Genomic DNA, 19,582 nt, shown 5'->3' on the forward strand with positions numbered 1-19,582 from the left:
ATGATCGCATGAACCAGGATGAGCCCATCCGCGGCCTATATCCCTTCCTATATGGAAATAAAAAAGATCCAGTGCGGGAACGTGAAGCTTTGCTTGCGTCGGTTTCTCATAAGGTAGAGGAGAGTATCACAATCAAGCAGAAGTTTTTCGATCAATACGGGTCCGAACTGGTCGTAATGGCCGAAGCGTTGGCTGGAGTGTTCGCACAAGGCGGAGTTCTTTTCACTATGGGTAATGGCGGATCTTCCTGCGATGCGGATCATTTGGCCGTAGAGTTTATGCATCCCATAACCACGGGTAGGCCAGCCTTGCGGGCCCATAGCCTGACCGTCGACCAAAGTATGCTTACGGCCGTAGGTAATGACATCGGATTTGCTCACGTATTTCTTCGCCAGCTTTCTGCGTTAGGCCAGACTAAAGATGCCATTTTTGGATTTTCGACTAGTGGCAATTCAAAAAACCTGATAGTCGCTTATCAGAAAGCGCGGGATCTGGGTATGCGTACTTTTGGTCTGGCTGGAATGGAGGGCGGAGCGATGCGCGAAAGCCGCTTGGTGGACCACCTTTTGGTTGTTCCATCGGATAGTGTGCACCGGATCCAAGAGAGTCATGTGACGGCATACCATATTTTGTGGGATCTAGTACATACCCTGTTGGCGGATCATCGCGGAAAACTAGATAAGGAGATATGAACATGCGCTATGTCGACGAGTTTCGGGACCCGAAAAAAGCATCCATTCTTGTGGAAGACATCCATCGTCTCGTTCAGCATGTTCCCCAAGCACGAAACAGGCCGCTACAACTCATGGAATTTTGTGGTGGACACACGCATACTATTTTTAAATATGGCATAGAACAAATGTTGCCGGAATCCGTGGAATTGGTACATGGGCCGGGTTGCCCGGTCTGCGTGCTGCCCATGGGACGGGTAGATGACTGTGTGGCCATTGCCGAGTGTCCGGGGGTGATATTCACCACCTTTGGCGACGCCATGCGGGTTCCCGGCTCGCGCAAGAGCCTGCTGCAGGCCAAGGCCACGGGCGCTGATGTGCGGATGGTCTATTCGCCGCTGGATGCGCTGGCCATCGCCAGAGATAACCCGGACCGGGAAGTGGTGTTTTTCGGTCTCGGTTTTGAAACGACCATGCCGGCGACGGCGCTGACCATTCTCGCCGCAGAACGCCAGCGGGTGGCCAATTTTTCCGTATTCTGCAATCACATCACGACGCTGCCCACCATCAAGGCCATTCTCGACTCCTCCGATATGGAGCTGGACGGCTTCCTGGGCCCCGGCCATGTCAGCATGGTGATCGGTACCCACCCCTATCACTTTATCGCCGGACATTACCATAAACCCGTGGTGATCGCCGGGTTCGAGCCTCTGGATATTCTGCAGTCCCTGTGGATGCTGCTGAAACAACTGGCCGAGCGGCGCTGCGTGGTGGAAAACCAGTACGCGCGGATCGTTCCCGAAGCCGGTAATATCCAGGCGCTCGACGCGATCCAGCAGGTGTTCGAGATTCGCGAGTACTTCGAGTGGCGGGGGCTCGGTTCCATCGATCACTCCGGGGTCAGGATCCGCGATTGCTTTGCAGGCTACGACGCTGAGCGCCGCTTTGCCGTACCCAATCTGTCCATTGCTGACCCCAAGGCGTGTCAGTGTGGAGAGGTGCTCAAAGGGGTTATAAAACCCTGGGAGTGCAAAGTCTTTGGTAGAGCCTGCACGCCCGAAACGCCGCTGGGCTCTTTGATGGTTTCCTCGGAAGGGGCGTGTGCCGCCTATTTCAATTACGGAAAAATATCGGCAGAGATCCCCGCTGCCACAGAGGAGGTGTTCTGATGGCTGCAAATCCGCAACCTCGCGTCAAAAGACCCCATGGTGATGCAGTCAACCTTTCCCATGGCAGTGGTGGCAAAGCCATGCGGGATCTGATCGAAGGATTGATTCTGCCCGCCCTGGGCGCCTCCAGCACCACGCCGCTGGAGGATCAGGCCCGCATCGATGTGCCGGAAATCGTCGGGAACGGTGGCCGGATCGCCTTTACCACGGATTCCTACGTCGTCGATCCTCTCAGCTTTCCGGGCGGCGACATCGGCACCTTGGCCATCAACGGTACCGTAAACGATCTGGCGGTGGGCGGCGCACGGCCCACCGTGCTGAGTTGCTCCCTGATCCTGGAAGAGGGGCTGCCCTTCGCCATTCTGGAGAAGATGATGTGCAGCATGGCGCGAGCGGCACAGGCCGCAGGGGTTAGGATCGTCACGGGGGATACTAAGGTGGTACCGCGGGGCAGCGCGGACAAGCTGTTCATCAACACCGCCGGCATTGGAATTATCCCGAAGGACGTCAATCTGGAGATTGCCCGGATCCGACCGGGTGACCAACTGCTGTTGAACGGCCACCTCGGGGATCATGGCGCCGCCATTTTGAAGGCGCGCGGTGATCTGGCGCTGGACGCCGATGTGCAGAGCGATTGCCAGCCGTTGCATAGGATTATCGCCGCACTGCTAGCGGCGGCACCGGGTACCCGCTGCATCCGCGATGTGACCCGTGGCGGGCTGGCTACGGTACTCAACGAGTTTGCCCAGGGGGCGGGCGTGGGTATGCGCATCGTGGAGGATAGTATTCCGGTCCGTCCCGCGGTTAGAGGCATCTGCGAAGTGCTGGGCCTGGATCCCCTTTATCTGGCCAACGAAGGTAAACTCCTTGCGGTGGTGCCTGCGGAAGAGGCCGGGGCTGCCCTGGAGGCACTGCGAGCTTGCCCGGAAGGCACCAATGCCGAGATTATCGGCGAGGTGCTTCCGAACCCGCCGGGAAGGGTCGTTCTGAGCAGTCATTTCGGCGGTGAGCGCATCGTCGATATGCTGGTGGGCGAACAGTTGCCGCGAATCTGTTAGGTGAGGGACGGCGATGCACGAGCTCGGGATCACCCGCAATATTGTCTCCATCTGCAGTGAGCAGGCCCATGGTCGCAAGGTGACCAGGGTACGGCTGGAAGTGGGGTTGTTATCGGGGGTGGTGCCGGACGCCATCCGCTTCTGCTTCGACGTGTGCAGCCAGGGCACGCCGCTGGAGGGCGCCGACCTTGAGGTATTGGAGATTCCCGGTGAGGGTGAATGCCGGTCCTGTGGCAAACGTGTCCCTCTCCGGCAGGTATTCGAGCATTGTCCGTGTGGCGCGGGCGACCTGATCTGCGTGGCCGGCAAGGAACTCAACATCAAGGATATGGAGGTGCAGTGATGTGTAAAACCTGTGGATGCTCCGATGGAGCACAAACGCGGATAACGCACCTGGATGTTTCGGGAGTTGCGGTTGTCGATACCTCGGGATCATCGGGCGATGTGCTCGGATATGCCCATGAGCACCGGTATGGCGACGAAGCGGAGCATAACCATGGTGTGCATTCGCATGCCCATGGCGGCGCGGGCTCCCATCTCAACGCCCACCCCCATGTACCGGGGGACGGGGATGCCCACGTGGTATCCCTGGAGGCGCGGATTCTAGATAAGAATGATCGCCTTGCAGAACGCAATCGCGGCTGGCTGGCAGGACGTGGCGTGTTTGCCCTGAATCTCATGAGTTCACCGGGAGCCGGGAAGACGACCCTGCTGGAAAAGACTCTGGGGGAACTCGCGGACGAGTTCCCCCTGGCAGTGGTGGAGGGTGATCAGGAAACTTTCCACGATGCGGAACGCATACGCAAGGCGGGTTGTAACGTCGTGCAGATCAATACCGGCCAGGGCTGTCATCTGGAGGCGGATATGGTGGCGCAGGGACTGCAGGAAATCGACCCGGCCGCCGGCTCCATCGTCTTCATCGAGAACGTGGGAAACCTGGTATGCCCGGCCCTCTTTGATCTCGGTGAGGCGGCACGGGTGGTTATCCTCGCGGTCACTGAGGGCGAAGACAAGCCAGCAAAGTACCCCCACATGTTTCACGGCGCCGACCTGATTCTGATCAACAAGATTGATCTGTTGCCCTACCTCTCCTTCGATCTGGAACGTTGCCTCGGTTACTTGCACGAAGTCGCGCATCATGCCGAGGTGCTGCAGATCTCCGCCGCCACGGGAGCGGGTCTGGAGCCCTGGTTTTCCTGGTTGCGCGCGCATCGTGAAAAAGCGTTGGCGGGTTCCTGAGCCACCTTGTGTCCAGGAGGCGGTCATGCTCGCGGACGCCCGTCAGACGTTGCACAACACACTTCAGCTCGTTGATTTGTCCAGATTGTCCATCTCCAGCGTGGGGCCGATCTTCAGCGTGACGGCGGCAGAGTCGGCCATGGTCTAGGCAGTGGGCAAAACCTTAATGTGGAAAAACTGCAGAACGCTGGGCACACTTACCCTGCAGACCTCACCAGAGGCTTGCAAAGAGAAGAGAGAGATCGACCATAGACCCGCAGAAGCCAAGCACCGCCCGGTTATGGTGCCTCTAACGACTGGCAACGCCGATGGTCAGGATCATTTTTCATCATCAAGGGTGGGGCTGCAATACCCATGACTGTTAGATAGATTCAATCTTAAAGCGAGCGGCATCACACAACGCGTGTTCATTTGGAGAGTTGACCATGAGTAGTTTGCACCGTTTTTTTCAACTTTTCGACTTGGGAACCTTGTCCGTGTCGAGTGTCGCTCCTATATTCAGCGTCGCCGCCGCTGGTTCGGTGATGGCCCAAGCTGCAGGTGCTGCAGTTCCGCTCGCCATTGTTTTGATTGCCATCCCATTCATTCTCTGCTCCTGGATCTTCCTGTCCCTGAATCAGCATTTCCCGAATGCCGGCGCCTCATACCACTGGTCGAGGCGCATTATTGGTATCGATTTCTCCAATTTCCAGGCCTGGATCATCATCCTCGCCTACTTTTGGTCCATACCTCCCATTCTCATACCCGCTGCTCAATTTACCTACAGGGCCTTAGGCATTCCTCATCCTGGTAATCTGCTGCAGATCCTGGGTGCCATATTCTGGGCAGTATTTGCTCTGATTGTGCTCTTGTTTGGAGCGCGAATGACGGCCCGCGTGACGCAAATCTTTCTGGTGATAGAAGTCCTGTCGGTGGGGTTCATGGCCGTGATCGGCTACGCGCATTGGGGACCAGCTGCCGTCGGTGCCGCAGACTTCTCATTCAGTCACCTCAATTGGGGAGGGATTATCGTCTGTATGGTAGTAGCGGCTACCATAGTAGATGGCTGGGAAATAGACTCCTATGCCTCTGAAGAAGCAAAAAAGCCACGCATTACCCCTGGCTGGGGAGGGATCATCGGTGCGGTGTCCGTAGTGGCGTACTACCTGCTGATCTGGCCCTTGCTCCTGCATCAGCTTCCCCTGGATAGGCTGTCCACTACGTCGGACACCTTGAGCCTCTGGGCCGGCACGGTTGCTCCGGGATTGCTTCCATACTTCCGCATTGCCATCATCTGCTCGACGGCTGGGAGTCTCTGGCTCACGACCTTCATCCTGTCCCGCGCTTTGTATGCCATGGGGCGGGATGGCGTCATGCCCAATTGGATGGCAGGCTTGAACAGATTTGGGGTTCCTCGTTGGCCAGTAGTGCTGCCAATGGGGCTCTCCATGATCGTTGTGGCGCTGCAGATGTTCTTCCCCAGTACACGCGATCTGTTTAGTTTGGTGCTCAGTGCCGCAGGTTTCTTTCTGGTCGGAGAATTCTTGTTGGATGGCATCAATATGCTCGTGTTCCTCATCCGCAAACATGATGCCGTCCATCGCCAAGTGAAAGCACATCATCATCTTGGTCTGTTTGTCGCGGCTGTGTGCGTCGTAACAAGCCTGACGGCAGTAGAAGTCTTGTTTTTGATATGCGGTCCAAAATATGTTGCCGCAGGCATTGACCAGACCGTTCTCATCCTGCTTGCCTTGGGCGTAGTCTATGTGCTTTGGCTGAAGTGGCGCGGAAAAGCAAGATCGACACACTGCTTTACTCCAGAAGAGCTGGATAACATAGCGGCTGTTGGCCCCGCTTTGGTAAGGGAGTAACTCCTTGTCTGATAGGAATAATATTGGCCAAGTGACTTGGCCTTGCAGCGCCACCGACGTCCTGGTCTCTTTACGATAGATCTATGCCGCACACGAAACTGCACGAGCAGGCTTTGCTTGTTAAGCGTAATGCCTTGGGCAATGTGGAGATTGGAGAAAAGCCTACCTGTAAATGTGCAGGTAATGGCCAACTGATATTGGTACCAGAGCTCACCAAGCCGGACTCGTGTCTGGTCTGGTCACTCGGTGTATGTCTGACTGAGTTCACCGCGCGATTTATGCGCCGTCGCCAGTATCCGCCTTCGTGTTCTGCGCTTTTGCGATGGATAGTGGATTATGGCCCTCGTTGCCATATTGTCAGTATAGATGTGCAGTTAGTGCTGACAGTTTCATTATCTGATGCAGATCGCAATACCTTGCGCCTTATGCTGGAGCAATGCCCAATTCATAAGGCTATCCATGATAATGTACAGTTAGGAATAGAAATAACCACGTGCTGATCCAGCTACTCTTGCATCCGTGGTTCGATTTATGAGCATGTGCCGTCTGGATTGGTCCCTTGTACCGCTTGCACTGGATGCCGCGCCAGCGATTGTCCATGAACACCTTGCCGTCCAAACCACCATCGCCGCTATAGCGGCGGTTGCGCTCCACGATCCAGCCCTTTTTCTGGAAAGCATCCAAGACCAATTCCTCGAACACCAAGGGATCGAGTGTACGCAGGTACGCCATGCGCCGGGCGAAGGTTTCTCCAGCATCGGCACCGACGATCTCGGCTAGGCTACACTCCCGACGCCGGGCCGCATCCTGGCGTTTGCGATGACTGCGGCTGCGCCGGGACTGGATGCGCGACACCCAGGCCCGGCCACGGGCAAGAATACCGTTCAGCACGACCGCTGTGGCCCGCATGACCGTTTCTGCCGACGCTCTGTTTCCAGCAAATGAACCGCATCCCGCAGAGCAGCGCGCAGTTCGTCCAACATTCCCGGATACAGCCGTGGATCGGGGCAATCCTGGTGGGACAGGCTGCGCCAATAGCTCAGTAGGCGCTGTTGCTGAGACGCTGACGATGGGGATGATAAAGCGTCCATTGATGCCCCTCTCGAATGAGTTCAATGACCCGAGCATGCCCACGGACGTGATGCAGCTCCCGGAAATACATGGAACAGGCCCAGACATCCGGCTTGCTCGTGGGACGGCAGTGCTGAATGCGCGACCGCTCCAACGCTTTGTAGATGAACGTCCGGGCGCCTCGAAAAACCCCATCGCGCCTGTGTTTTTGATAGAATATCGGGCAGTCAGATGGCATTGGGGTAGACGGGATGATTGCGCGACGGGCGGCGGTGAACAACGATCTTCTGGCAGACGAGATCCATGTCCAAAAGGCGAATGCCATCGGTGACCCCTTGCAGAAGATCGAGGCGGTGGTCGACTTCTCTGCTTTGGCACAGGCGGTAGAAAAGATCGCTCCCCGTCCGGAGCAGCCCAAAGGTGGGCGTCCTCCCTATCCTACCGAGGTGATGGTTCGGGTCTTGGTGGTCAAGCGCCTGCATGGCCTCTCTGACGAGCAGACGGAGTTTCAGCTCTTGGATCGGCGCAGTTTCCGGCGTTTCTGTGGCCTGGAGCACTCCCGCAACATCCCCGATCGCACGACCATCTGGAGCTTTGAAAACCGGATCGGGGTAGATGGGGTTACGGCTCTATTCAACGATCTGGACCGACAGATTCGTGCCCATGGGCTGGAGGCTCGTGCGGGACAGATCGTGGATGCCACTCTGGTACCGGCACCCAAGCAGCATTTCACGAAAGAGGAGAAGACGCTGCTAGAACAAGACGCGGTCCCTGCGGACTGGAAGCCCACCAAGCGGCGGCAGAAGGACGTAGATGCCAGCTGGACCAAAAAGCACGGCAAATCGCACCACGGCTACAAATTCACCGTGAGCGTGGATCGCAAGCACAAGTTCGTTCGGACCTGGATTGCCGATACCGCCAAGGTCCATGATTCCCAGCACTTGGAAGCAGCGCTCGACGAGTGGAATACCAGTGCCGAGATCTATGCCGACAAAGGGTATGTTGGGGCCGAACGAGAGGAACGCCTTCGGGAGCAAGGCTATCGCCCGCAGATCCAGCGCAAGGCAAAGCCCGGCAAGCCTCTCTCGGCCTGTCAGGAGCGGCGGAACCAGCGCATTGCCAAGGTGCGGGCGCGGGTGGAACATGTCTTTGCTGCCATCACCCAGTGGGGCGGGAAGAAAATCCGCACCATCGGTCAGGCCCGCGCCACCTTCGCCATGGGCATGATGGTCATTGTCTACAACATGCGTCGTTTGGCCTTTTTGGGGGCGTAGTCTGTCCGAGCGGCAGGAAATAGGGCTAAAAAGCCCACAATAGAGGGAAATATCAGCTCAAAACCGACGGATTTGAGCCAGAGAGAGCTTCGCCGTGCCAGTCGGTTGTGTTTTTGGGGGTTAATCGAGCTTCCCGTTGTTTCCCCTATTACACATGAACATGGATAGGTTGGAACGATTGATTATGGTTAATCATCCATGATGCCGGTCTTTATATTTATTCTAGGGCTGAGAAATGCACACTAACGGAGATGAGATCGTGAGATATCTGGAAGATGCAATTTCCGACCTGAGTAGGCTGCCCTACCGAATATACAGCCCAACAGATATCAATGGAATCATGTCTGCCGTTGGCGCTAAACTGGAGCTTTATTTCAAGGCAGTCATTTTCCCAAAGGAACCTCCAAGGCACGCTTTCGTGCATTTCATTGGCTGCCTTTCTGGCCAAGCCAGTCAGCAAGACATCGGTGCTCTTCATGATTTTAGAAAAACCTACAATTCTGCCAAGCATGATCCTGCATTTGAGATTCCGCTACTAGAGGCGCAGAAGAAATTGCATTCTGTCAAGGATGCTCTTGTGCGAATCAGTGATCTTTCACTTGGTTTGACAAAACAGCCTCACGCATCTTCCACTAAGCGAGTATATTGGTTAGCAGCTTGGGACCATTATATCGGAGGTGACACAGAGATTCACATTATGGTGCCTTCAATATCTAAGTGCTTCATGGGGCCTCTCGGATTTGACATGATCTACATTGAGGGATCAAAATGGGACGAGGCAAAGTCTGCTTTAGCAGGCGCTGGGCATCTAGATAACTGGGAGGGTCATATACCCGAGTCATATGTCTCTGCGTGGGAGAGCGAGGGAGAGTTTTTGTCGGCGAACATATTCGAAGGTGAATACCGAGATTTAATTACCAGTTTGGGGAAATTCGAAAAGAGACAAGATCTGATTTATGGTCTGAATAGAGCTGATAGTGCACAATACGTCTTCATAGCCTGTTTAATGGCATTGGCTGATATTTCGGCCTCATTGGTAGAACCGGGGGATATGGATTCAGAGGTGGTTCAACAAGTCACCTCGACATATTCACTCCCTGCGACAGCCCTCGGCTTGACTAAGATTGCGAGAGATTTGGTGGCAATGTTACGGAAGGCAGCGTGGTCAGATTTGACTCCTCTCATTGGTCCCTTGTGGGCAACAAGCGACGAGTTCTTGCAACTAGCATCTGCTGCAATTGTAAGATCCGATACCCTGCCGGTAATGGTTGATTCAAACCGCCGTCTAATCGCCAGACATAATTAAATCTTTAAAGTGCATGAACTAATTGCTATGGATGAATTGCCAAACAGGAAACTAAAGATCATGCCCTTAAAGGGATTGCGTCAACTGATTTCTTTCGGTGCACTCCTTCTCGCTCTAGCCCATATCGTTTGGCCGCAACTAACTATTGATTCAGTGACGCTTGCTCTCATCGTTATTGCCATCCTTCCTTGGCTCGCACCGCTGGTTAAGTCACTTGAGTTACCGGGTGGTTGGAAGATTGAATTTCATGAACTTCTGAAAGCAGCATCGCGTGCAGAATCGGCTGGATTACTAGCAGTCACACCATCGGAAAAGGAAGCCATATACTCTTTTCAATCTATTGCTACTCGTGACCCAAATTTAGCGCTTGCAGGGTTGCGCATTGAAATCGAAAAGCGTCTTTCTTCGCTGGCTGAAATGTACGGTTTAAAGTCAAGTCGCGCAATGGGGGTAGGACAGGCTCTTCGAGCACTTGCGCGGGCCAAAATTCTAACCGCCGAGGAAAGGTCAGTTCTATCTGATATGGTGAATATTCTTAACGCGGCGGTTCATGGCGCAGAGGTTGATTCGCGTGCTTCTGCATGGGCAATTGATGTAGGTCCTCGCCTTCTCACCTCGCTCGACGAGCGTATTTCAGAAGGTAAATCGCGATCAGTTTAATAGCAAACTTATGGCTATCTCAGGGCTAACAATGACCTGAAATCGTGACATGCCAAACGATGCTGTTGAAATACGCCGATGACTGATTTGGTTCGGATGATGTCATTTTCTTTCTTCTGCTGAATGTCTGCAATCAGTCTGTTTGCGACCATCGCGCCCCTCCCGACTACCGCATCCATTCCCACAACTTTGACCACCGCCGTCGCCCGGACCCATTCCGGGCGGCCATGGCCACGGCTTTCTTCTGCCCCAGGAGCACGACCAGGGCCTTGCCCCGCGTCACCGCCGTGTAGAGCAGATTGCGCTGCAGCATGGGGTAATGCTGCGTGCTCATGGGGATCACCACGGCAGGGTACTCCGAACCTTGGCTTTTGTGAACGGTGATCGCATAGGCGGGCTGGAGCAGGTCCAATTCGCCAAATCCATAGCTGACGATCCGACCTTCGAAATCTACGGTCAGGGCGCCCTCCTCGATATCCACGTCCTGCACAGTGCCAATGTCACCGTTGAATACCTCCTTCTCGTAGTCGTTCTGGATCTGCATGACCTTGTCCCTTGGTGCGAAGCGACGGCCAAACTTTTCGACAACGGGCGTGCTGTCGCCGTTGAGGGCAGATTGCAGCGCATCGTTGAGCGCCCGAGCTCCGAGTGCACCGCGATTCATGGGGCACAGCACCTGGATGTCCTGCACGGGGTCTAGGCCGAAGCGGCAAGGGATATGGGTGGTGACCAGCTTGACGAGCTTGTCGGAGGCCTCGGCTGGATCGTCCGCGGCGATGAAGTAGAAATCGCTCTGCCCCTCCGGCTTGCTCAGGTCCGGTATGTAGCCGGCGTTGATCCGATGGGCTGCCTGGATAATTCGGCTTTGCGCGGCCTGGCGAAAGACTTCCGTCAGATGGACCTCGGGGATGGTTTTGGCCGCAATGAGATCGGCGAGTACTTGACCAGGCCCCACCGAAGGCAATTGATCGGGGTCACCGACCATCAAGAGCCCTGCGCTTCGGGGTAGAGCCCTGAGGATGGCGTGCATCAGCGGTACGTCGATCATGGAGCATTCGTCCAGAACCAGCAGATCGATATCGAGGGGATAATCCTCCTTACGCTTGAATCCCCCTCCCTGGGGATTGATCTCCAGGAGCCGGTGGATCGTCTTGGCTTCTTTGCCGGTGGTTTCGCTCATGCGCTTGGCTGCACGCCCAGTCGGTGCGGCCAGGGCAATGCGCAGTCGCTTGGCGTCGAGAATATGCAGGATGGCATTGACGAGGGTAGTCTTTCCCACCCCAGGGCCACCGGTAATGAGGGCCACCTTTTCCCGGAGTACCATGCGGATGGCGGATTGCTGGCTCTCCGCGAGCGCAATGCCCAAACGATTTTGCACCCAACCAATAGCCGCATCCGCGGCAATACCTGCCCAGGGGGCCGAACCGGTACGGAGTTGGTGCAGGAGCTCGGCTATCCCCTGCTCGTTCCGGTACAGCGAAGCGAGAAAAACGCATTCCGCGTCCTGCACCCGATCGGCGACGATTGCCCCATCCAGCAATTCTTCCTGAATGGCGCTTTCGATGGCCGTCGTCGAGACTTCCAATAGCTTTTCGGCAAGTGGAATGAGTGCTTCCCGGGGCAATCCGCAGTGGCCCTCATCCCGCGCCTCCATCAGGGCATAGGAAATGCCCGCCCGGACCCGTATCGGGGCATCGCGTTCGATGCCCATTTTTCTGGCAATCTCGTCAGCCGTTCGGAATCCAATTCCGTGAATATCCCGGGCCAGCCGATAGGGATTTTCGGTCATGACCCGCACCGCATCGGTGCCATAGGTCTTGAAGATGCGGACCGCCCGAGCGGTACCCACCCCGTGGGTATGCAGAAAGAGCATGATCTCGCGAATGACCTTTTGGTCCGCCCAGGCGCTGACCATACGCTCCCGGCGGATGGGGCCGATGCCCTCTACCTCGGCCAACCGCTCTGGCTGCTCTTCGATGACGGTGAAGACCTGGTCGCCAAAGGCTCTTACCAGTTTTTTGGCGTAGACCGGGCCAATTCCGCGGATCATGCCCGAACCCAGATACTTCTCGATCCCCTCCAGGCTGGTCGGCGCAGAGGTTTTCAGAAAGGCCGCTTTGAATTGCTGGCCATGGTCCCGATCGGTGACCCAGATGCCCGAGGCGGTGATCCATTCCCCTGCGGTGACCGCAGCGGCATGCCCGACCACCGTGACCAGTTCCCGATGGCCGCGGGCTTTGACCCGCAGTACGCAGAATCCATTACCCTCGTTGTGGAAGGTGACCCGCTCGATCAATCCACCGAGCAATTCATGGGGAGCATCCGTTTGCGGAGCGCGCGGCTTGGTCACTCGCTTTCCGGAGACTCCCGGCCCCTGTGCCAATCCTCGATGGCGGCACATACCCGATCATCGAAGGCCTCGACCGGCGCTTTCTGGATCCAGCCCTTTATCCGCTCTACCCGCTCGGTCTGCCGAAACCGCAGGGCGATACTCTGAAACAGGGGATCTTCCTCCACATAGCAGTCGGGTTGCTCAGCCGTTTTACGGAACGACCAGCGCTTTTTTCGTCCCGCGAGCTGGCAGTACACCCGCTTGGCATCGATGGCTATCACCTCTGCCATCTCCAGAGCACAAACTCGGTTCCCGTAGGGCGTATGGCGGACGCGGCAAAAGCGATCCCCCGGCTCGGCGTCCTGGAAATCCAGAAACCGGTAGTGCGCGTTGCCCTGCGTGCGGAGCATATCGCTCTTGTGACCTGACGGATTCTACCAAAGACCACATTCTCCTCTGGGAACCGTGGTCTTTGGTGGTGGATTTCCGCGGAGCCGGCTCAGTCGGCGTCTTTCTTGGATGCCGAATGCGCGCTGCTCGTGGCGGAGGTGGCCTTCGCCGACGTGGTGGCCGCTGCGGACTTGGTGGCCTGGGCCGCCGACTCGGTGACCGCCGTGGAGGTGGTCTTGGCAGCGCTCTTGACCGCTTTGGCACTGCTGGTCGTCTTCGATACCGCCGCCGATGCGGTACTGCTCGTGGAACTCGTGGTCGGTGTGCTCTCTTTCTTGGCACAACCCGCCAAGGCGATCACGCCCAGAGCGACAAACGCAGCGCGTAGGGCATAGGCCCCAGGGTTGTGTTTCCGATCGTCGGCTCGATGAGAAATGAACATAGCTGTGTCTCCTTCGTGATTTGGGGAAATGGGCAAACCGGCGTCTGCCGCGTTAAGCCTACCCAAGAACAACCCCCGGGGGAAGCAAGGAGGATACCCTGAGGCCCGTTAGGCCATCCAAAAACGCATAAAGAAGGCCAGCAAAACGGCTGGCCGAGTCGTCCATACAACGTGCAAGGTAAGAGACTACACCAACCCGCAATGGTTCCGCAGCCGTCATCGGGATAAGGACTCCAAGCGCTTGGTACACGTCCAGCACCGAATTTTGGATGACTCCGGGTTACCCGTCAGGTTTCGGCGACCACCGAATCCATCGCACCTGGAAATCGCTCCTGCGGAATCTACTTCTGCCAACGCGAGCGGCTCGACGCTATCGACTCGGGTAGAACCCCTCACTGTCTTTGCTCGTGCAACACCAACCCACTGCCAAAGGGGATGAACGCATACATCCGGTTGTGATCAATCCCGATCTCACGGTAGTATCCGAAGGCGGTTATCGGAGTGTTTGCGTGTCCGTCAAGTCGAAGGTGCTGTTTCCCGATTCGCTCTATGCGAAGGATCCTGCCCGCTGGCGTTTTGCCCTACTGCGCGACGCGGTAGGCTTCGTGGTTTTCTGGATACTGGCCTGCTGGCTGCCCTTTCCGTGGAGCCTATTGGCCGGGGTTCTGTGCGGTGGCGCCATTGCCGCACTTTTCGTGCTCGGCCACGACGCTGCCCACGGCACGTATTCTACAGACGCACACAGAAATGCACGGGTAGCGCAGCTGCTGCTCCTCCCCTCCTTGACGCCCGTGCCATTGTGGAAGCTGGGGCACAATCGTATTCACCATGGACTCACCGGCTTGCCAGCAGACTGGATCTGGCATCCAGCCTCGCCGGCAGACTACAAAAACATGAATCCCGTAGAAAGGGGCTGGTACCGGGTCTGCCGAAGTCCTTGGGGTTTTTGGTTGTACTACACCGTCGAAGTGTGGTGGCGCGGAATGGCATGGTACAGCATCCGGAATCGAGAGCACCGGAACGGATGGATTCCCGTACTGCTCTTCCTGGTTGCCTGGTTTTGGCTCTCGGCGATGGTGGGAGGGCTGTCCGGAGTCGCGACGGGACTTGTACTCCCGCTGCTGGTCTTTCAGGAAACCATAGGCTTTGTGGTGTTCGTCAATCACACGCATCCCCGGGTCGGTTTCCATGCGTCCCGAACCGGATGGAACGCAGCGGAGGTTCAACTGCGGGACAGCACGACTTACAAAAGCAGGTTTTTCGGGTTTTGGCTGCACAACATCCTCTACCACGTACCTCACCACGTGGATACGCGGATTCCCTGGTTCGCCCTGCCAGAGGCACTCGATATCCTCGCGCAAGCGTTTCCCCATCTGATTATCGAAAGGGAATCGCCTGTCCGGTCCGCCTTTCGCTATGCCAGAGCCTGTTTCTTGTACGACTTTGATCGAAAACTGTGGATTCCCCGGTCGCCATCCCAGTGGCGTACGCCAGAACGACCGCCAGAGGGAAACCCGGTGTAGTTCACGGGGCGGCAGCCGTCGCTGCTCGTGTTTTGCGCGGTCGCGGTCTCCACATCTGTCGCGCGCTGGGTACCACGGTTGGATCGATCGGAGCGGCCTCTCATAACCAGGATAGGGTCATGCGCGCAGAACGGAACGGTACCAGCTTGGGCGACGGCGGTCGCAAAATCCTCGAGGCAGCCGAAGGGCTTTTTGCCGATCGCGGTTTCGAAGCGGTTTCCATGCAGGCCATCGCGCACGCGGCGGGGGTATGTAAAGCGAACATCTATCACTATTTCCCCGACAAAAATGCCCTGTATCTGGCGGTACTCCGCTCGGCCAGCGAGAACCTGCGCGCGCTCTTGCAGGAGGCGATGGAGACAAACGGCAGCGTTCCGGAGATTTTGCACCAGTTCGCCCGCGGTCACCTGCAAGCCCTGCTGGATCGACCCCGATGGGTCCGGCTGGTGTGGCGGGAAATCCTCGAAAAGGGCGCACCCCGCTCCAGGGAACTCGCGGAACAGGGATTTGGCGAACTGTTTGGAACCCTGGTACGGCTCATCGAGCGGGGACAGCGTTGCGGTGAACTGCGCAGCGGGTTTGATCCGGCCCTCGCAGCAACCCTGCTCATCGCGGGTAACGTATTTTTCTTCCAACACCAGGACGTCCTGCGACACTATCCGGCCGTGACCTGTGTCGATGCACCGGAGACCTTTGCTCGTGCCCTGGTAAATCTACTCCTGCTTGGGATCGGCTCATCCCCTTGATTTCGGGCAGACCGGGTCTGTGCCATGCCACAACTTGCCGCTCAACCGGTATCCACTCCGGCAATGGCGCGCAGCGTATCGGCGTGAGCCATCGTGTAAGCCCGCGCGGTCTCGACCAGCGTACTCGACCGAGCGTACCCGAAGCACCCAGGATCCTCGGCGATGGGATCGAGACAAAGCGCCGGAGGGGTCTCGCGCAATCGCGATTCGGAGAGCTCCCAGATGCTTATTTCGTTGGCGAAGCGCCCTACCCAGAACCAGGACCAGGGGGAGCGAAAACGCCAGGACCGTGCCAAAAAACGGCGTTTGCTGGGAGGAACCTGCACGCGAACGGCCACGATGGGCCAAGGAAAACGCTCCTGTGCGACGTCAACCGGGACAGGGTCCACCACCGCGGCATCGACCACGTAGCGCCGACTTTGCAACCGATACGGCGCGAGCAAGGTCGGCATGGAGATACTCGCGCGCACCGCAGGCCAAACCATACCCCGATCGATGACGATGCGCTCCCCCGTTCGCAGATCGGTGGCTACCGCGAGAAAGGGCAAGCGCAGGTTTTCGAACGCAGCGTGCGCAAAAAGCTCCTCCAACAGGGCACGAATACCCCAGTTGCCGAGCAAACCACCACCCCAGGGGAAAGGGAAAAAGACCCGCGCGCGGTATGCGCGCACCGTGTCGGGCAGTCGCTCATGCAGCTCGTCGGCGCTCCACCCCGCGGCATACAATCCGCCAATGAGCGCGCCAATGGAGGCTCCCACCACAGCGCGTACCGGAATCCTGAGCTCGTCCAAAGCCTGCAACACACCAATATGGGCGAGCCCTCGCGCACCACCGGCACCGAGAACAAGGGCGATGCCGGCCGGAGGGAAAACGGGTGGAGCCGTTTGTCTTACGGACGAATGCTCGGGATCTGGAAGGAGGTGGGGAGACACCGGACCGCTCCGTTGCCGTCTGTCTGCAAGGGAATTGGAGCTATACTGCCCGGAATGGTTCAGCCAATCCCCTCCAAAAACGGTGTTGCGCGGCTTCGCGGGCTCGGGTATGGCTTCGATGATTCCGGCACTATGGACGCCTTCGTAGACTGGAGGACATCGCAGTGATATCCCGGCTGGTCGACCTACACCAAAAACGCCAGGGTCCCCAACCCATTCGGCGCGCACTGTGGTCTGCGATGTTGGGCATGGGGCTGGACGGGTACGATCTCAGCATCATGGCCGTGGCCTTATTGTCTCTAACCCCAAGTTGGGGCCTCTCGCCCTGGGAAACGGGCGTGGTGATGGCCATGCCCTTACTGGGCTCTTTCTTTGGGGCGCTGCTGGGTGGCGCTGTCATCGATCGATGGGGTCGCCGCCGGCTGTTGCTGCCCAACGTGGTACTCTACGCGCTCGGCGCGGGTTTGAGCGCCATCAGTCCGAATCTGCTAGTGCTCAGTGTCGCGAGGTTCATCGTCGGCTTGGGTATTGGTCTGGACTATCCCCTGGTATCCACGCTCGTAGCCGAATATCGGCGAACCGCCGACCGCGGCCAGGGATTTGTGTGGATCAACCTTGCCTGGGAGTCGGGCGCACTCCTGTCGAGTCTGGTCGGTTGGTGGTTCTTCGATTTCGGTCCCGACGCGTGGCGGTGGATGCTGGGGAGTGCGGTAATTCCCGCTGTGCTGTTGCTGCAGGTGCGTCGCAAACTGCCCGAATCGCCCCGCTGGCTGGCACGACACGCGCGGCTTGAGGCGGCAGATCGTGCCTTACGGCTTTTGCGCCCAGAATGGCAACACTCCGAGAGGATGACCGCCCTAGGGCTTTATGCCGGTCAATGTCGGCATTGGTCGGATCTCTTGCGCAAGCAATGGCACCGACGGCTTTTTCTCGGGGTGCTCCCGTGGTTCTTTCTGGATGTCGTCGGCCTGGGTGTGGCGCTGTACTTCCCCACCGTGTTGCGATCCGAGGGTCTTGCGACGACCGATGCCCAGGCGGCCGTGATCAACGCGATATTCATTGGCTTGAGCATGGCCGGGATGGCACTCATTCTTCCACGAATCGATCGTGTGGGGAGGGTCCGGCTCCAGTGGATGGGCTTTTTTGCTATGGCGTTTGGCTTGATCACCCTTTCCCTCGCCCTGTTGTCCCATCGGAGTTGGGCGGTTTTCCTGGGAGCCGGGGTGTACTGTCTCGGTATCGGCATGGGACCTGGCGTGACCGTATTTGCCTTAGCCGTTGAGCTGTTTCCGACGGATTTACGCGGTAGCGCCTCGGGACTGGCGGCGGCTGTTGCCCGGATAGGCGCCTTGCTATCGGCCGTGGGCTTTCCGCTCATGGAGGCTGGCATCACCATTCCTGGTGTGCTCGCGATTCTGGCGGTATGCGCCATTGCAGCAGCATGGGTGACCTGGCACTACCAACTCGAGACCAAGGGGCTGAGTCTGGAGTACCTGGAAACCAGCACGAAGCCCTGACCTATGGTTCGACTGGAAGGCGGCCCAATGGTATGGGCACACCCGAACTCTAAAAAGACGTCTAAGCCAGGAAGGGTGCAGAAAAGCCGCAGCTGGAGCCCTGTGCTGGGGGATTTTCTCCGGGGTTTGCTTGTCAACGGCGGGTACGCAGCGGAAGCAGTCATTCCACTCTGTCGTAAGACGTTTCCATTGGTGCAGGTGAATCAACAATAAGGAGGACTTTGGATGTTTCATCTGCTTGTGGCATATAGCGGTTGGCCTCATGGTGGTGGGTCTATCTCAAATCGTCGGATCTACATTAAATCTGACGAGGAGTCCGGACAGCTTGTCCTGAACGAAGGCGGACGGCTTGATGCCACAAAGGTCAGCAGATTCCCTGCACTCCTCATGACCGAAGTAGGCGGCGATGGTCCGCAATTAGCTCGTGTCGTCTATATAACCTCCGTTGTGCAGGGACCAACAGAAACCGCTATCCAATACGTCGCCGAAAACGGCATCAAACCAATACCGAACGAGGACATCGAAAGCTTTGCTTCACAGCTCGGCATTAGCAGGAACGCCCTCACACATACGCATTGGGAAGTAAAGCAAGCAGACCTCTTCAAGTTCTTGTTAATGAATCAGCAAAAGGCTGAACCAACCTCTCAAGTCTTTAGTCTTGAGGCCATACATCAGCCTCAGCCAAGTCTCGTTTCAATAATGATGCCATTTGCAGCGGAGTTCGATCCAGTTTACGCAGCAATACAGTCAGCGGTAAACTCCCTTGGACTCAAGCCAATGCGCGCAGACAATTTCTGGGAACATCACTACGTAATACAAGACATTGTGAACCTGATCGCCAGAGCGCGAGTTGTGATATGTGATCTTTCAAGCAGAAATCCCAACGTGTTCTATGAGGCTGGCATTGCGCATGCACTTGGAAAGGAAGTAATACTGATTGCGCAGTCTCAAGATGATGTGCCATTTGACCTTAGGCACATTCGTTATGTTAAATATCTCAACAATGCGCAAGGACTTTCGGTGCTATCTGATGCCATCGCGTCGAGGATACAAACGGTTATCGGCCAGTAGAAAACGTGCGAATGCGCATAACAACGCGCCATAGGAGCCACGGCCCTAACGGGCCGCAACCTGATCTCAAATTTTAAATGCTAATGAATGCCAATCAGCGCTAACACTTCATCAACTATCCGCACAAAATACTGATCATCTATCCGATGGCCTGTCGACATGGCAACCCATTGACGCGATATCGGAAATACTAAGCACAGGTAATCGATTAACTTGGTCAATCATGCTACTGATTTCATCCACAAACTGTTCAATATGGACCGCTATTTGACAGGCTAACGTGCGAGCTCTAGCCGCAAGTGAGCGAAGCCCCGCCGGAGCTTGTCCGCTG

The 19,582-nt window shown here is 56.8% G+C and carries 20 protein-coding genes; 14 read left to right on the forward strand and 6 right to left on the reverse strand.

What is annotated here, in order from left to right:
- Positions 1–8 precede the first annotated feature (8 nt).
- From ACAty_RS07810 to ACAty_RS07825, 4 genes are read left to right on the forward strand one after another with little or no spacing between them, the layout of a single operon-like run.
- Positions 9–692 carry a D-sedoheptulose-7-phosphate isomerase gene (locus ACAty_RS07810; protein WP_004872451.1) on the forward strand — a complete coding sequence of 228 codons (684 nt, stop codon included), beginning with the start codon at positions 9–11 and terminating at the stop codon, positions 690–692.
- Positions 693–694: 2 nt separating this feature from the next.
- Positions 695–1,840, forward strand: coding sequence for a hydrogenase formation protein HypD (hypD, locus tag ACAty_RS07815; protein ID WP_004872452.1), 1,146 nt, complete (start codon positions 695–697; stop codon positions 1,838–1,840).
- Positions 1,840–2,898, forward strand: a complete 1,059-nt coding sequence (gene hypE, locus ACAty_RS07820) for a hydrogenase expression/formation protein HypE (protein WP_004872453.1) — start codon at positions 1,840–1,842, stop codon at positions 2,896–2,898. Before hypD ends, hypE begins: the two co-directional genes overlap by 1 nt.
- A gap of 13 nt (positions 2,899–2,911) precedes the next feature.
- Positions 2,912–3,241 carry a hydrogenase maturation nickel metallochaperone HypA/HybF gene (locus ACAty_RS07825; RefSeq protein ID WP_004872454.1) on the forward strand — a complete coding sequence of 110 codons (330 nt, stop codon included), beginning with the start codon at positions 2,912–2,914 and terminating at the stop codon, positions 3,239–3,241.
- An 89-nt stretch (positions 3,242–3,330) separates the two neighbouring features.
- On the opposite strand, the gene ACAty_RS16425 is transcribed toward ACAty_RS07825, so the two are convergent.
- Positions 3,331–3,477 carry a hypothetical protein gene (locus tag ACAty_RS16425; RefSeq protein ID WP_004872455.1) on the reverse strand — a complete coding sequence of 49 codons (147 nt, stop codon included), beginning with the start codon at positions 3,475–3,477 and terminating at the stop codon, positions 3,331–3,333.
- Between ACAty_RS16425 and hypB the strand changes: the two genes are divergently transcribed.
- The 3 genes from hypB (at position 3,478) to ACAty_RS07835 (ending at position 5,987) form a co-directional block, all read left to right on the forward strand.
- Positions 3,478–4,137 carry a hydrogenase nickel incorporation protein HypB gene (hypB, locus tag ACAty_RS07830; RefSeq protein WP_004872456.1) on the forward strand — a complete coding sequence of 220 codons (660 nt, stop codon included), beginning with the start codon at positions 3,478–3,480 and terminating at the stop codon, positions 4,135–4,137.
- Positions 4,138–4,162: 25 nt separating this feature from the next.
- A complete protein-coding gene (locus ACAty_RS16625; protein WP_264317450.1) occupies positions 4,163–4,285 on the forward strand; it encodes a hypothetical protein in 123 nt (40 codons plus the stop codon).
- 277 nt (positions 4,286–4,562) lie between these two features.
- Positions 4,563–5,987 carry an APC family permease gene (locus ACAty_RS07835; RefSeq protein WP_004872457.1) on the forward strand — a complete coding sequence of 475 codons (1,425 nt, stop codon included), beginning with the start codon at positions 4,563–4,565 and terminating at the stop codon, positions 5,985–5,987.
- Positions 5,988–6,440: 453 nt separating this feature from the next.
- Here the strand turns inward: ACAty_RS07835 and ACAty_RS16110 are convergent, their stop codons facing one another.
- Positions 6,441–6,896, reverse strand: a complete 456-nt coding sequence (locus ACAty_RS16110) for a restriction endonuclease (RefSeq protein ID WP_051620753.1) — start codon at positions 6,894–6,896, stop codon at positions 6,441–6,443.
- Positions 6,897–7,312: 416 nt separating this feature from the next.
- On the opposite strand from ACAty_RS16110, the gene ACAty_RS07845 reads away from it, so the two are divergent.
- The 3 genes from ACAty_RS07845 (at position 7,313) to ACAty_RS15835 (ending at position 10,298) form a co-directional block, all read left to right on the forward strand.
- A complete protein-coding gene (locus ACAty_RS07845; RefSeq protein ID WP_153801847.1) occupies positions 7,313–8,332 on the forward strand; it encodes an IS5 family transposase in 1,020 nt (339 codons plus the stop codon).
- 259 nt (positions 8,333–8,591) lie between these two features.
- A complete protein-coding gene (locus ACAty_RS07850; protein WP_153801810.1) occupies positions 8,592–9,638 on the forward strand; it encodes a hypothetical protein in 1,047 nt (348 codons plus the stop codon).
- A 27-nt stretch (positions 9,639–9,665) separates the two neighbouring features.
- The gene (locus ACAty_RS15835; protein WP_153801811.1) at positions 9,666–10,298 is read left to right on the forward strand and encodes a hypothetical protein; all 633 of its coding nucleotides are present in this window, start codon (positions 9,666–9,668) and stop codon (positions 10,296–10,298) included.
- A gap of 166 nt (positions 10,299–10,464) precedes the next feature.
- On the opposite strand, the gene recD2 is transcribed toward ACAty_RS15835, so the two are convergent.
- The 3 genes from recD2 to ACAty_RS16220 form a co-directional block, all read right to left on the reverse strand.
- Complete coding sequence (gene recD2 / locus ACAty_RS07855) at positions 10,465–12,648, reverse strand: SF1B family DNA helicase RecD2 (RefSeq protein ID WP_038471879.1); 2,184 nt, start codon at positions 12,646–12,648, stop codon at positions 10,465–10,467.
- Entirely contained in the window at positions 12,645–13,040 is a 396-nt protein-coding gene (locus tag ACAty_RS07860; protein WP_038471882.1) for a hypothetical protein, read from the reverse strand. Before ACAty_RS07860 ends, recD2 begins: the two co-directional genes overlap by 4 nt.
- Before the next feature lie 89 nt (positions 13,041–13,129).
- Positions 13,130–13,462: a hypothetical protein gene (locus ACAty_RS16220; protein WP_193787405.1), complete on the reverse strand. Its 333-nt coding sequence runs from the start codon at positions 13,460–13,462 to the stop codon at positions 13,130–13,132.
- Between the two features lie 509 nt (positions 13,463–13,971).
- On the opposite strand from ACAty_RS16220, the gene ACAty_RS07870 reads away from it, so the two are divergent.
- The gene (locus ACAty_RS07870; RefSeq protein ID WP_004872464.1) at positions 13,972–14,985 is read left to right on the forward strand and encodes a fatty acid desaturase family protein; all 1,014 of its coding nucleotides are present in this window, start codon (positions 13,972–13,974) and stop codon (positions 14,983–14,985) included.
- A 119-nt stretch (positions 14,986–15,104) separates the two neighbouring features.
- On the forward strand, positions 15,105–15,731 hold the full coding sequence (locus ACAty_RS07875; protein ID WP_004872465.1) for a TetR/AcrR family transcriptional regulator: 627 nt from the start codon (positions 15,105–15,107) through the stop codon (positions 15,729–15,731).
- Between the two features lie 41 nt (positions 15,732–15,772).
- On the opposite strand, the gene ACAty_RS07880 is transcribed toward ACAty_RS07875, so the two are convergent.
- Complete coding sequence (locus tag ACAty_RS07880) at positions 15,773–16,663, reverse strand: patatin-like phospholipase family protein (protein WP_004872466.1); 891 nt, start codon at positions 16,661–16,663, stop codon at positions 15,773–15,775.
- A 164-nt stretch (positions 16,664–16,827) separates the two neighbouring features.
- Here ACAty_RS07880 and ACAty_RS07885 point away from each other — a divergent pair, with 164 nt between their 5' ends.
- Together ACAty_RS07885 and ACAty_RS07890 are read left to right on the forward strand one after the other, a co-directional pair.
- Positions 16,828–18,180, forward strand: a complete 1,353-nt coding sequence (locus tag ACAty_RS07885; RefSeq protein WP_004872468.1) for an MFS transporter — start codon at positions 16,828–16,830, stop codon at positions 18,178–18,180.
- A gap of 225 nt (positions 18,181–18,405) precedes the next feature.
- Positions 18,406–19,251, forward strand: coding sequence for a hypothetical protein (locus tag ACAty_RS07890; protein ID WP_038471885.1), 846 nt, complete (start codon positions 18,406–18,408; stop codon positions 19,249–19,251).
- The last annotated feature ends 331 nt before the right edge of the window (positions 19,252–19,582 follow it).

It is taken from the genome of Acidithiobacillus caldus ATCC 51756, assembly GCF_000175575.2.
In the GTDB taxonomy this organism is placed as follows: domain Bacteria; phylum Pseudomonadota; class Gammaproteobacteria; order Acidithiobacillales; family Acidithiobacillaceae; genus Acidithiobacillus_A; species Acidithiobacillus_A caldus.